The organism is Pseudoduganella danionis (assembly GCF_009720775.1).
Classification (GTDB): Bacteria; Pseudomonadota; Gammaproteobacteria; order Burkholderiales; family Burkholderiaceae_D; genus Rugamonas; species Rugamonas danionis.
The window spans coordinates 19098-31849 of record NZ_WNKW01000004.1 but is presented as its reverse complement, the minus strand read 5'-3'; the positions used below and the strand labels follow the sequence as shown (position 1 = coordinate 31849).

13 protein-coding genes and 1 riboswitch are annotated in these 12752 nt (G+C 60.6%); of the genes, 8 read left to right on the top strand and 5 right to left on the bottom strand.

Annotated features, from left to right (window positions below):
* Positions 1-6 precede the first annotated feature (6 nt).
* Entirely contained in the window at positions 7-891 is an 885-nt protein-coding gene (locus GM655_RS14555) for an LpxL/LpxP family acyltransferase (protein ID WP_155435414.1), read from the bottom strand.
* On the bottom strand, positions 888-1739 hold the full coding sequence (locus GM655_RS14550; protein WP_155435413.1) for a lysophospholipid acyltransferase family protein: 852 nt from the start codon (positions 1737-1739) through the stop codon (positions 888-890). Before GM655_RS14550 ends, GM655_RS14555 begins: the two co-directional genes overlap by 4 nt.
* A gap of 194 nt (positions 1740-1933) precedes the next feature.
* On the opposite strand from GM655_RS14550, the gene metK reads away from it, so the two are divergent.
* A complete protein-coding gene (gene metK / locus GM655_RS14545; RefSeq protein ID WP_155435412.1) occupies positions 1934-3100 on the top strand; it encodes a methionine adenosyltransferase in 1167 nt (388 codons plus the stop codon).
* A 140-nt stretch (positions 3101-3240) separates the two neighbouring features.
* Here the strand turns inward: metK and GM655_RS14540 are convergent, their stop codons facing one another.
* Complete coding sequence (locus tag GM655_RS14540) at positions 3241-3762, bottom strand: hypothetical protein (RefSeq protein ID WP_155435411.1); 522 nt, start codon at positions 3760-3762, stop codon at positions 3241-3243.
* Between the two features lie 62 nt (positions 3763-3824).
* A riboswitch (S-adenosyl-L-homocysteine riboswitch) is annotated at positions 3825-3913 on the top strand.
* A gap of 28 nt (positions 3914-3941) precedes the next feature.
* On the opposite strand from GM655_RS14540, the gene ahcY reads away from it, so the two are divergent.
* The 3 genes from ahcY (at position 3942) to metF (ending at position 6634) form a co-directional block, all read left to right on the top strand.
* Complete coding sequence (gene ahcY, locus GM655_RS14535) at positions 3942-5369, top strand: adenosylhomocysteinase (protein WP_155435410.1); 1428 nt, start codon at positions 3942-3944, stop codon at positions 5367-5369.
* A 91-nt stretch (positions 5370-5460) separates the two neighbouring features.
* Positions 5461-5811, top strand: a complete 351-nt coding sequence (locus GM655_RS14530) for a phage holin family protein (RefSeq protein WP_155435409.1) — start codon at positions 5461-5463, stop codon at positions 5809-5811.
* Positions 5804-6634 (top strand): methylenetetrahydrofolate reductase [NAD(P)H], encoded by an 831-nt coding sequence (gene metF / locus GM655_RS14525; protein ID WP_155435408.1) that lies wholly within the window; start codon positions 5804-5806, stop codon positions 6632-6634. The genes GM655_RS14530 and metF overlap by 8 nt, the downstream gene beginning before the upstream one ends.
* 58 nt (positions 6635-6692) lie before the next feature.
* On the opposite strand, the gene GM655_RS14520 is transcribed toward metF, so the two are convergent.
* The gene (locus GM655_RS14520; protein ID WP_155435407.1) at positions 6693-7283 is read right to left on the bottom strand and encodes a 5-formyltetrahydrofolate cyclo-ligase; all 591 of its coding nucleotides are present in this window, start codon (positions 7281-7283) and stop codon (positions 6693-6695) included.
* Positions 7284-7317: 34 nt separating this feature from the next.
* Between GM655_RS14520 and GM655_RS14515 the strand changes: the two genes are divergently transcribed.
* From GM655_RS14515 to GM655_RS14500, 4 genes are read left to right on the top strand one after another with little or no spacing between them, the layout of a single operon-like run.
* Positions 7318-9288, top strand: a complete 1971-nt coding sequence (locus tag GM655_RS14515; RefSeq protein WP_155435406.1) for a lytic transglycosylase domain-containing protein — start codon at positions 7318-7320, stop codon at positions 9286-9288.
* A gap of 23 nt (positions 9289-9311) precedes the next feature.
* On the top strand, positions 9312-10028 hold the full coding sequence (locus tag GM655_RS14510) for a glutathione S-transferase family protein (RefSeq protein WP_155435405.1): 717 nt from the start codon (positions 9312-9314) through the stop codon (positions 10026-10028).
* Between the two features lie 4 nt (positions 10029-10032).
* The gene (locus tag GM655_RS14505; protein WP_155435404.1) at positions 10033-11289 is read left to right on the top strand and encodes a multifunctional CCA addition/repair protein; all 1257 of its coding nucleotides are present in this window, start codon (positions 10033-10035) and stop codon (positions 11287-11289) included.
* Positions 11290-11341: 52 nt separating this feature from the next.
* Positions 11342-12010 (top strand): GNAT family N-acetyltransferase, encoded by a 669-nt coding sequence (locus GM655_RS14500; protein WP_155435403.1) that lies wholly within the window; start codon positions 11342-11344, stop codon positions 12008-12010.
* Positions 12011-12229: 219 nt separating this feature from the next.
* Here the strand turns inward: GM655_RS14500 and GM655_RS14495 are convergent, their stop codons facing one another.
* Complete coding sequence (locus tag GM655_RS14495) at positions 12230-12751, bottom strand: Lrp/AsnC family transcriptional regulator (RefSeq protein ID WP_155435402.1); 522 nt, start codon at positions 12749-12751, stop codon at positions 12230-12232.
* Position 12752 lies beyond the last annotated feature (1 nt).

The window sequence follows — 12752 nt, the reverse complement described above, 5'->3', positions numbered from 1 at the left end:
CTGTGCTTACGGTTTCGGTGCGCGCTGGTATAGCGACGGTTCACCATTCGGACGGGTTTTGAAGCGCTTATGGGTCCAGAAATATTCTGCCGGGGCTTCGCGCACGCGGTCCTCGATAAAGGCATTCATGCGGCGGGTGGCGGCCACCATGTCGGTGCCTGGGTAATTGTCCCACACCGGATAGAATTTCACACGCCAGCCCTGGAAATTCGGCAGGAAGGTCGCAATCACGGGCAGCACCTGCGCACCGGTGGTGGCGGCAATGCGTGCCGTAGCCGTCAGGGTAGCGGCATCGACGCCGAAGAAGGGTACGAACTCGGCATCTTTTTCGCCGAAGTCCATATCGGGCAGCATGAAGTAGGGCAGCTTGTCGCGCAGCGCGCGCATGATGGGCTTGATGCCATCCTGACGCGTAAACAGCTTGACGGGCTTGAAGCGCGAGCGGCCCGCACGCAGCACGCGGTCGAAGGCCAGATTCTTTTGCTGCACATACATCGAGGACGCACTGGTTTCCATTGCCACGGCTGCACCGGCCACGTCGAGGCAGACGAAGTGCGGGCACAGCAGGATGGTCGGCTGGGCCGTCATCTGTTCTACCGGCACGCTGCCCGGATCGAGCTGGATCAGACGGCGCAGGCGCGCCTCCGAAGCCCACCACAGGATGCCGCGTTCCCACACGCTGCGTGAATAAGCTTGAAAATGCTGGCGCGCCAGTATCACGCGTTCCGCTTCCGTCAATTCCGGCATGCACAAGCGCAGATTGGTCAGGGTGATGTGGCGGCGTGATGGCAGCAGGATGAACAGCAGGCTGCCGATCAGATTACCGAAGCGGCCCAGTACAGGCAGCGGCAGCCAGTGCAGCAGCCACATAAAACCGAGTAGCAGCTTCATGCCGACGCTCCTTCTGCCGGAGCGCTGATACCGGCCGGCACCTTGTAGCGGTTATAGCTCCAGAAGTATTGCGTCGGGCAGCGCGCGATCAGGCGTTCCATCGCATGGTTGATGGTTTGGGCCTGTTCGGCCGCGCTGCCGTCCAGCGTACCCTCGAATGGCACGAAGCGGATCACATAACCGCGTCCGCCCGGCAGACGCTCCGCATAGGTGACGATGATGGTGGCGTCGCCCAGTTGCGCTAGCTTGGCCGGCAGCGTCATGGTGTAAGCCTGGCGGCCAAAGAAAGTGGCCCACACGCCTTCGCCTTCCTGCGGCACCTGATCGGGCAGCAGGCCGATAGGCTTGCCTTTTTTGAGCGTCTTGGCCAGCATGCGCACGCCCGACATATTGGCCGGGGCCAGCAGCAGGTTGTCGCGCGCGCGGGCGCCTTCGATCAGCGGCTTGAGCGCAGCTTTTTTGGGCGGGCGGTACATCACCATCAGTTCCGTGCGCAGGGCGATCTCCTGCGCGACGATTTCGAAGCAGCCCAGATGGGGTGTTAAAAACACAATACCACGACCTGCATCAAGTTCCGTCTGCACCAGCGACCAGCCTTCGTCGCTGGCATGGCGCGAAACCCGCTCAGGCTTCGCGCACCAGATGAAGGGCAGTTCGACAATGGATTTGCCCGCTTCGGCGATGGCGGCGGACAGGTGCTGGCCATAGCCGGCCTGACGCAGATTGTCGCGCATGCGGCGCCGGTAGGAGGCCGAGCTCAGGTACACCAGCCAGCCGAGCACGCTGCCCAGAGCATGCAATATTGGCAAAGGTAAGATGGAAAGAGCGCGAAATATGGGAACTAACATGAGAAATTCATCTAGGTAACGGTGCTGCGGGCCGGTGTTGCTGTGCCAAAAATTTCAAAGAAGCGTAAAATACCACGTAGCAGTAACCGCTGAGTTAACAGACAACTTGCGAAGCGGAATATAAATGTCGCTAAAGCGTCGCAAGCCGTATTGGTAAGCGACCGTTATTCTTAACCAATCTACAGGAGCTTGCGATGTCTAATGATTATCTTTTCACTTCCGAATCCGTCTCGGAAGGCCATCCCGATAAAGTTGCCGACCAGATTTCCGATGCGATTCTGGACGCGATTCTGACCCAGGACCCGAAAGCCCGTGTTGCTGCAGAAACTCTGTGCAATACCGGTCTGGTCGTACTGGCCGGTGAAATTACCACCCACGCCAATGTTGATTATATTCAAGTTGCGCGCGAAACCATCAAACGTATCGGTTACGACAACACCGAATACGGTATCGATTACAAAGGCTGCGCCGTGCTGGTGGCCTACGACAAGCAGTCGCCCGACATCGCGCAAGGCGTGGATGAAGGCGCAGGCATTGATCTCGATCAAGGCGCGGGCGACCAAGGCCTGATGTTCGGCTACGCCTGCGATGAAACGGCCGAGCTGATGCCAGCCGCCATCCACTACTCGCACCGTCTGGTCGAGCGCCAGTCGCAACTGCGCAAAGATGGCCGTCTGCCATGGCTGCGTCCGGATGCCAAATCGCAGGTGACGTTGCGCTACGTCAATGGCCGTCCGGTGGCGGTCGACACTGTCGTGCTGTCGACCCAGCACGCGCCGGAAATGGAACACAAGCAGATCGAAGAAGCCGTGATCGAAGAGATCATCAAGCCGGTGCTGCCACGTGAATGGCTGACCAACACGCGCTTCCTGGTCAATCCGACCGGCCGTTTCGTGATCGGTGGCCCTCAGGGCGATTGCGGTCTGACCGGCCGCAAGATCATCGTCGATACCTACGGTGGCGCCAGCCCGCACGGCGGCGGTGCGTTCTCCGGTAAAGACCCATCGAAAGTCGACCGTTCGGCGGCTTACGCAGCCCGTTACGTGGCCAAAAACGTGGTGGCTGCCGGTCTGGCGCGCCAGTGCCAGGTACAGGTCAGCTACGCGATCGGCGTGGCCCGTCCGATCAACATCACCGTGTACACCGAAGGTACGGGCGTGATTCCGGACGAGAAAATCGCCGAACTGGTGATGGCCCACTTCGACCTGCGTCCGAAAGGCATCGTGCAGATGCTGGACCTGCTGCGTCCTATTTACGGCAAGACCGCGGCTTACGGCCACTTCGGCCGCGAAGAGCCAGAGTTCACCTGGGAGCGCACCGACAAGGCTGCCATCCTGCGCGACGCCGCCGGCCTGAAGTAATCCTGCCCAGCGCGGCGGCCCGCCGCCTGCCATAACAACGCCCCGCTCGCCCTGCGCCAGCGGGGCGTTTTATTTGGGACGTGGTGGCGGCGGTGGCGGTGGTTTAAGCGGCAGATAGCGCCGCAGATATTCATCGCGATTCATAAAGTACTCCGGTTTTTGATTTCTGCATCGACGGCGCTCTGAGCGGCTTGCCGTATGCCACGAGTCAGCAACAGGTCGAAATCCGTACTTTGCAATTCGGCGCGAAAACGTTCGCGCAGTGCCAGTAAGCGACGCTCAAACAGCACGATGGGAAAGCGTGTATTGATGCGCATTCGTACCATGAGTGTTTCTACGTCGATCTTTAGTGTCTTCATACCAGATGCCGAAGCAGTGTGCTGTTTGACTCGTTCGATGACATTAAGTTGCTTCGAAATGATGGCGAGCAGCGTACTGGCCGATGTTAGCAACGGCCACAGGACAGTGTAGCTCGCGTTATTCCAGAATATCAGTCCGGCAAGCGCAGAGCCTGCCGATGCAATGGCCAGCATGATACGTGTCGTGCTATCCAGCTTCACCCAGCGGGAGAGTAGTTGATGTTCGATTTGCACGGCGTAGTGCACCTGATAGTGCAGTTGGTAGGCTTCTGCCCAGATTGCATCACGTGGATCGGTTACCATGGTTTTCGCTCCCGTCGCAGCACCGTCTTGCTGATTTTTGCTGCATTTGATGGTAAAATCCGCATTCCGAGGAGCGTTGCGACGCGTCAATAAGTGCTGAATCAGCCGCTTGATGCGCCAGGCTCGGAGTCTCAAACCGCGCTCACGTTACTTTTTTCTAAACATGAAAGGAGGGCGTGATGAACGCCGTACTCAAATCTTCCCAGGACTACCTCGTTGCCGATATTTCGCTGGCAGGCTGGGGCAATAAAGAAATCAAGATTGCAGAAACCGAAATGCCGGGCCTGATGGCGATCCGCGAGGAATACGCCGCCAGCCAGCCGCTGAAAGGCGCGCGCATCACCGGTTCGCTGCACATGACCATCCAGACCGCCGTGCTGATCCAGACGCTGGAAGCGCTGGGCGCGCAAGTGCGCTGGGCTTCCTGCAATATCTACTCGACCCAGGATCACGCTGCTGCCGCTATCGCTGCCAACGGCACGCCGGTGTTCGCCATCAAGGGCGAAACCCTGGACGAATACTGGGACTACACCCACCGCATCTTCGAATGGCCAGCCGACGCCGCCGGCAATGCCGTGTATTCCAACATGATTCTGGACGATGGTGGCGACGCAACGCTGCTGCTGCATCTGGGTGCCCGTGCCGAAACCGATATCTCGGTGCTGGCCAACCCCGGTTCGGAAGAAGAAATCTGCCTGTTCAACGCCATCAAAGCCCATCTGGCCCAAGATCCGCAGTGGTACTCCAAGCGTCTGCCGCACATTCTGGGCGTGACGGAAGAAACCACCACCGGCGTGCACCGCCTGTACCAGATGCACAAGGAAGGCAAGCTGCACTTCCCTGCGATCAACGTCAACGACTCCGTGACCAAATCCAAGTTCGACAACCTGTACGGCTGCCGCGAATCGCTGGTCGACGGCATCAAGCGCGCGACCGACGTGATGGTGGCCGGCAAGATCGCCGTGATCGCCGGTTACGGTGACGTGGGCAAAGGTTCGGCTCAAGCCATGCGCGCGCTGTCGGCACAAGTCTGGGTCACCGAGATCGATCCGATCTGCGCATTGCAGGCCGCGATGGAAGGCTACCGCGTTGTGACCATGGACTACGCTGCCGAACACGGCGACATCTTCGTCACCTGCACCGGCAACTATCACATCCTGACCGAAGAGCACATGCTGAAGATGAAGGATCAGGCCATCGTCTGCAACATCGGTCACTTCGACAACGAGATCGACGTTGCTGCGCTGAAGAAGTACACCTGGGAAAACATCAAGCCGCAAGTCGATCACGTGATCTTCCCATCGGGCAAACGCATCATCCTGCTGGCCGAAGGCCGTCTGGTGAATCTCGGTTGCGGTACGGGTCACCCTTCGTACGTGATGTCGTCGTCGTTCGCCAATCAGACCATCGCCCAGATCGAGCTGTACGCTAACACCGATAAATATCCGGTCGGCGTGTACGTGCTGCCTAAGCATCTGGACGAAAAAGTAGCGCGTCTGCAGCTGAAGAAACTGAATGCCCAGCTGACCGTGCTGACCGCCGAACAGGCCGCCTACATCGGCGTGTCGCAGGAAGGTCCGTACAAGCCTGAGCACTACCGTTATTAATCCGTAATCCGGCTTAGGCCGGCGCTGTGCTGCCGCCCGCCCGCAATGGCGGGCGCTGCCACAGCGTTCCCACTTGCAGCGAGTCTCTATTATGCGTTTGGTCCTTACCTGGTTAATCAATGCAATTGCCTTGCTGGCGATTCCCTACCTGATGCATTCCGTCGAGGTCACAAGCCTCGGTGCAGCCCTCGTCGCGGCTTTGGTTCTGGGTCTGGTGAATACGCTGATCCGCCCCGTCTTGCTGCTGCTGACCTTGCCCGTGACCTTGGTGTCGCTGGGCCTGTTCATCTTCATCATCAATGGCTTCATGTTCTGGCTGGTTGCCCAGTGGGTGGACGGCTTCCATGTCGACAGCTTCCTGTCGGCCATAGGCGGTGCTTTGCTGTATAGCGTGATTTCCTGGGCTCTTACGACTCTTTTCTTGAAGAACTCCGATGGCTAATCATAATTTCAGTATTGAATTCTTTCCGCCCAAGACGGCGGAAGGTGCGGAAAAGCTGCGCGTCACGCGCGCCAAGCTGTCCGAGCTGCATCCCAAGTATTTTTCGGTGACGTTTGGTGCTGGCGGCACCACCCAGCGCGGTACGCTCGATACCGTGGTGGAAATTCTGGCGGCCGGCGAAGACGCTGCACCCCACCTGTCCTGCGTGGGCGGCACGCGCGAATCGATCCGTCAGATTCTTAACGAGTACAAGTCGCACAATATCCGCCGTCTGGTGGCCTTGCGCGGCGACCTGCCCAGCGGTTACGGTGCGGCCGGTGAATTCCGTTACGCCAATGAGCTGGTGGAATTCATCCGGGCCGAAACGGGCGACTGGTTCCACATCGAAGTGGCGGCCTATCCGGAAGTCCACCCGCAAGCCCGTTCGCCGCAGGATGATCTGCTGGCCTTCGAGCGCAAGGTGAAAGCCGGCGCCAATTCCGCCATCACCCAGTATTTCTACAATGCCGACGCCTACTTCCAGTTCGTCGAGCAGACCCAGAAGCTGGGGATCGATGTACCTGTCGTGGCCGGCATCATGCCGATCACCAACTACACCCAGCTGATGCGCTTCTCGGATATGTGCGGTGCCGAGATTCCACGCTGGGTACGTCTGAAGCTGGCCAGCTTCGGCGACGATAGCGCGTCCATCAAGGCTTTCGGTCTGGACGTGGTCAGCGCGCTGTGCGAACGCCTGCTGGCAGGCGGCGCACCGGGGCTGCACTTCTACAGCATGAATCAGGCAGCGGCCACCACGGCGCTGTGGCAGCGTCTGGTGAAGTAACTGCGCTAGCTAGCCGCTGGCCCGCGCCATGATGGCCCGCGGCCGGCGACTGGCGCCGCTATTCAGTGATGATGTGGTCGAGCGCCACATCATGGCTGTCCGCAGCAAAATCGGCGCGCAGGCACTGGTAGGCTATGCCCAGTGTCTGTGGCCGTGGCGTAGCGGCTAGCGTGCGATCGTAATAGCCACCGCCGTAACCCATACGGTATCTCCCCTCATTAAAGCCCAGACAGGGCACCAGCAAGGCGGCCGGATAGACGGCCTGCAGGCGCAAGTCCTGCGGCACTGCCACGCCCATCGCATCCTGCACCATCGCTTCGCCGATACGCCATTCCGTAAAGGCCAGCGGCGCATCTTTTTCCAGCACCACGGGCAGCAGCAGGCGCGCGCCGCGCGCGGCCAGCTCCGCATACGCTGCATGCAGATCAGGCTCATCCTTGAGTGGCCAGTACACCCCCAGCGAGGCTGGCTGCACCTGCTGCCACCATGCAAGCAGGTGCTGGCCTATGGCCTGATCCCACTCCACCTTGCTGGCCGCATCGATGGCGCGGCGGCGCAGGCGCAGTTGCTTGCGTAATAGCGCCTTCTGCTCTGCCGGCAGGGCTGGTAGTTCCGTCGTGGCGCATGGTATTCTAGGGTCGCTGGTCATCGCTGTGGTTTTTCAGACTTTAGAGAGTTGTACATTGAGTTATGCATTGAAATGGATCGCCAGCGCAGCCCTGCTGGCGCTGACCCTGACGGCCCACGCCGACGACATCGGTGATGACGGCCGTCGCGCCGATGATGCCTTCCTGCTGCTGCGCGACGCGGTGCGGCAGGATGATGCGGCCAAGGCTGATTTCTATGCCAATCGTCTGGCCAGTTATTCCATTCCGTCCTACGTTGATTATTATCGGCTGAAACCGCGGCTGAAAGATGCCGGCAACGCCGAAATCCGCGATTTTCTCAAGCGCTACGAAGGCCAGGCCATTGTCGACCGTCTGCGTAACGACTGGCTGCTGGAACTGGGGCGCAAGCGCGACTGGGCTACTTTCGACGAACAACTGCCGCTGTTTGTGCTCAACGACGACGTGCAGGTGAAATGCTATGCGCTGCAATCGCGTGCGCTCAAAGGCCACAAAGTCGCCAGCGATGCGCGCGAAGTGCTGACGGCGCCGAATGGCTATGGCGAGCCGTGCGCGGGCCTGATCGCCACGCTGTATGCGGCCGGCCAGTTCAATACCGACGACCTGTACGTACAGTTGCGTTTGTCCGGCGAATACAACGCCACCGGGCAGGCGCGCCGCATCGTCGCTCTCCTCAACGGCAACGAGAAGCGCGCCGTACAGGCCGTGGATTTGCCAGCCATTGCCCTGACTAAGGGCGTGGGCAGCGGCCGCACCGAACATGAAATCTTCATCGTCGCGCTGGGCCGCATGGCCAAGACCAGTGTCAAACTGGCGACCATTGCGCTGCACCGTGCCGCGCCCAAGCTGAGCGCGCTGGAACAGCAGGAAGCCTGGGCCGCGATTGCGCTGCAATCGTCCTACACGTTGGCGCCGGAGACTGGCGACTACTGGCACAAATCACAGGGCGCGGCCTTGTCCATCGATCAGCAGCAATGGAAAACCCGTATCGCGCTGCGTAACGGCGACTGGAAAACTGTACGTCAGACCATACGTGCGATGCCTGCTTCGCTGCGCAGCGAACCGGTATGGGTGTACTGGCTGGCACGCGCCCAGATGGCCGAGAATGGCAGCAGCCAGCCTAGCGGCGAAGCAGCCCAACTGTTGCGCGGCATCGCCGAACTGCCGAGCTTCTATGGCCAGTTAGCCGGTGAAGAACTGGGCAAGCTGGTCACCATTCCGCTACCGGGTCTACCCATCAGTCAGGCCGAGGTGGCGCCGTTTGCCAGCAATCCCAACTTCCAGCGCGCGCTCAAATTCTTCTCCATGCGGTTGCGCTTCGAAGGCACGCGCGAATGGAACTGGGGCCTGCGCGGCCTGAGCGAACGCGAACATCTGGCAGCCGCCGAATTCGCGCGTCAGAACAACATCCTCGACCGCATGGTCAACACCTCGGACCGTACCCGCTTGCAGGTGGATTACACCCAGCGCTTCCCGGCGCCGCATAACGACATCATGCATCCGACCACCCAGACACTGGGACTGGACAAAGCCTGGGTGTATGGCCTGATCCGGCAGGAATCGCGCTTCATCATGGATGCGCAGTCGCACGTGGGCGCGTCCGGTCTGATGCAGGTGATGCCATCGACGGGGCGCTGGGTGGCCAAGAAAATCGGCCTGACCGACTTTGCCCAGGAAATGCTCAGCGATGTGCGTACCAATATTCTGCTCGGTGCCAACTACATGAATATGGTGCTCGGGAATATGGATGGCTCGCAGGTGCTGGCCACGGCCGCCTACAATGCAGGGCCGGGCCGTCTGCGCAGCTGGCGCAGCACACTGAGCAAACCGATGGAGGGCGCCGTGTTCATCGAATCGATCCCCTTCTTCGAAACGCGCGTGTATGTGAAAAACGTGATGTCGAATACCGCCTATTACGCCGCCCTGTTTGAAGGCCGGCCACAGTCGCTCAAGCTGCGGCTGGGGAATGTCGCGCCCAAAGGCTATAGCGAACAGGAACAGCAGGAAAGCAGCTTCGGCGCACGCTGAAGCACCACTCATACGGAACCGCCATGCAGACTACCAAACTCGATCCTAGCCTGACCCAGACTCTGGCCGCCGCACGTGCTCCCGGCCTGACGCTGGTCATCGGTAACAAGAACTACTCCTCGTGGTCGATGCGGCCATGGGTGGCCATGACGGCATTCGGCATTCCGTTCCAGGAGGTGCGCGTGCTGCTGGACCAGCCCGACACGGCCAACCGCATCTGCGAATACACGGCCAGTGGCCGCGTGCCCGTGCTGCTGGCCGGCGAGATGACCATCTGGGATAGTCTGGCCATCTGCGAATATCTGGCCGAGCAGTTCCCCGAGCTGCATCTGTGGCCGCAGGACGTGGCAGCGCGCGCCATGGCCCGCTCCATCTGCGCCGAAATGCACGCCGGTTTCAGCGATCTGCGTAACGCCATGTCGATGAACATCCGCGCCAGCTATCCGGGCAAGGGCCGCACCAACGGCTCGCAGGCCGACATCGGCCGTATCTGCGAAATCTGGGAAGAATGCCTGTCGCGCTTCGGTCACCGCCAGTTCCTTTTCGGCGATTTCTCGCTGGCCGACGCTTTCTACGCGCCCGTGGTGATGCGCTTCCGCACCTATGGCGTGGCACTCGCGCCCGCGCTGGAAGCCTATTGCCAGCGCGTGATTGCCCATCCGGCCGTGGCGCGCTGGGTCAGCGAAGCGCTGGCCGAAACCGAGCGCGCTTCCAAGCACGACGCCGACATGCCGGACTAAGCCCATGCAGATTTATGTTGTCGGTGGCGCCGTGCGCGATCGCCTGCTGGGGCTGGACGTGCAGGATCACGATCACGTGGTCGTCGGCGCCACGCCGGAAGACATGCTGGCGCAAGGCTTCCGCCCTGTCGGCAAGGACTTCCCCGTATTCCTGCACCCGAAAACGCAGGAAGAATATGCGCTGGCCCGTACCGAGCGCAAAACCGCGCCCGGCTACAAAGGCTTTGTATTTCACACTTCGCCCGATGTGACGCTGGAACAAGACCTGATCCGGCGTGACCTCACTATCAATGCGATCGCCCGTGCCGAAGACGGTACGCTGACCGACCCGTATGGCGGCGTGCGCGATCTGGAACTGCGGCTGTTCCGCCATGTCTCGCCCGCATTCGAAGAAGACCCGGTGCGCATACTGCGGGTGGCGCGCTTTGCGGCCCGCTTTACCGATTTCACGATAGCGCCGGAAACCCTGACACTGATGCAGCAGATGGTAGCCAAAGGCGAAGTCGATGCGCTGGTGCCGGAGCGGGTGTGGCAGGAACTGTCGCGCGGACTGATGGAAGCTAAGCCTTCGCGCATGCTGGAAGTGCTGCGCGCCTGTGGCGCGCTGGCGCGCATCGTGCCCGAACTCGACGCGCTGTGGGGCGTGCCGCAGCCAGAGAAGTGGCATCCTGAAATCGACACGGGTAGCCATGTGCTGCAGGTGCTGGACTGTGCGGCCGAATTGGGCATGGAACTGCCCGTGCGGGTAGCCTGCCTGCTGCACGATCTGGGCAAGGGCGTCACGCCGGCGGCCAACTGGCCGGCCCACCATGGCCATGAAGATCTGGGCGTGCCGCTGGTGGAGGCCGTGTGCCAGCGTCTACGTGTGCCGACCGAATGCCGCGATCTGGCCGTGATGACCACGCGCGAACATGGCAATGTGGGGCGAGCCCTGCAACTGCGTGCCAACACCATGGTGAAACTGCTGGAGCGCTGCGACGCATTCCGCAAGCCGGCGCGCTTCATCCAGATGCTGGCGGCCACCGAATGCGATTCGCGCGGCCGCATCGGTGCACAGGCTAGCTACCGCGATACGCCGTTCCCGCAGCGCGCCCATCTGGAACAGGCCCTTGCGGCGGCCCGTGCCGTGGATGCGGGGGCGATTGCGCGCAGCTGCAGCGAACAGCCGGCACAGATTCCGCAGCGCGTGCATCAGGCGCGCGTGCATGCGGTAGCGGCAGCGCTGCCATCGGCCGGGGTGGACGACGCGGCCACGTCCTGAAAGCAGGGTACAATGCCACATATGCTGCATCGCACAAACCACTTGAACGCCTATGGAATCGCCTGATCTGTTTCAGAACCCGCTGCGCCGCTGGCGCGCTGGCAAGCGCCGGCCTACGGTGCTGGTCAAGGAGTTGCACGAGCGCGACCGCCGCCGTGTGGTCCAGCATTTCCTCGGGCTGGAAGCCAGCGACCGACTGCTACGCTTTGGCAGCATGCTGCCGGACGAGCAGGTAGAGAACTATGCCAAGGGCATCGATTTCGCGCGCGACATGGTCTTCGGCGTATATAACCGCATGTTCAAACTGGTGGCGGTCGGGCATCTGGCGTTTGCCCCGCGCGACGAAAGCCGCGGCGGCGCGACGGAAAAAGAACGGGTGGCCGAATTTGGCGTGTCCGTTAGCCGTTCGGCGCGCGGCAAGGGCGTGGGTTCCAAGCTGTTCGAGCGGGCCGCCATCCACTGCCGCAACGACGACGTGGACACCTTATACATGCACTGCCTGTCGTCGAACAAGACCATGATGCATATCGCCCGCAAGGCCGGCATGGAAATCCACCGTGATTACGGCGAAGCGGACGCCTATCTGAAACTGCCGCCGGCCAATCCGGCCAGCGTGCTGCAGGAAGCGCTGGACGAGCAATTCGCCACGCTCGATTACACCCTCAAAGCCAACAAGCGTTTCGCCCTCAAATGGCTGGACCGCCTGCGGGGCCGTAAATAAGTTCGGGGTCAGGTCTGTCATTAGGACATTGCCGCTACACCTTTGAGTTAGCTCAATACCTGTATCAACCCATTACCGCGTCTATATATTAGCGATTTGCCTATCAGCAGATTTTAAGCGCGAAACCGGATAAACGAAAAAAAGCACACGTTGAGTGGTCTCAAAAGTGTGCTTTGGATGTCCGAATGACAGACCTGACCCCGAAGTTACCCCCGAGTTTTAGACGAGGGGTAGGGCGGTGGTGTCTTTGATGCGCTGCAGGGCAAAGCTGGATTTGACGTCGAGCACGGCCGGATGGCGCAGCAGCGTGGCCATCATGAAGCGCGAGAAGTGGTCCATGTCTTCTACATGGACGCGCAATAAATAATCCATTTCGCCTGTCATGGCGTAGCAGGCTACTACTTCTGGCCATTGTTCAACAGAAACTGCGAAGTCGGCACGCGGCGAGGCGGGGGCGTTCTGCGCGCCCAGCGCACGGGCATTGCTGTGCGCGCCTGCTTCGCTGTGCTTTTCGAGCCGTACGTTGACATAGGCCAGCAGGCCCAGGCCTATCTTGTCGGGGTCGAGCAGGGCGACGTACTGGCGGATCACGCCCGCTTCTTCCAGCCGCTTGATGCGGCGCAGGCAAGGCGAGGGTGACAGCGCCACCAGCTCGGCCACGTCCTGGTTCGACAGGCGTCCATCGGCCTGCAAGATCCCCAAAATTTTGCGGTCAGTTTTGTCTAGCGTAATTTTGGTCATA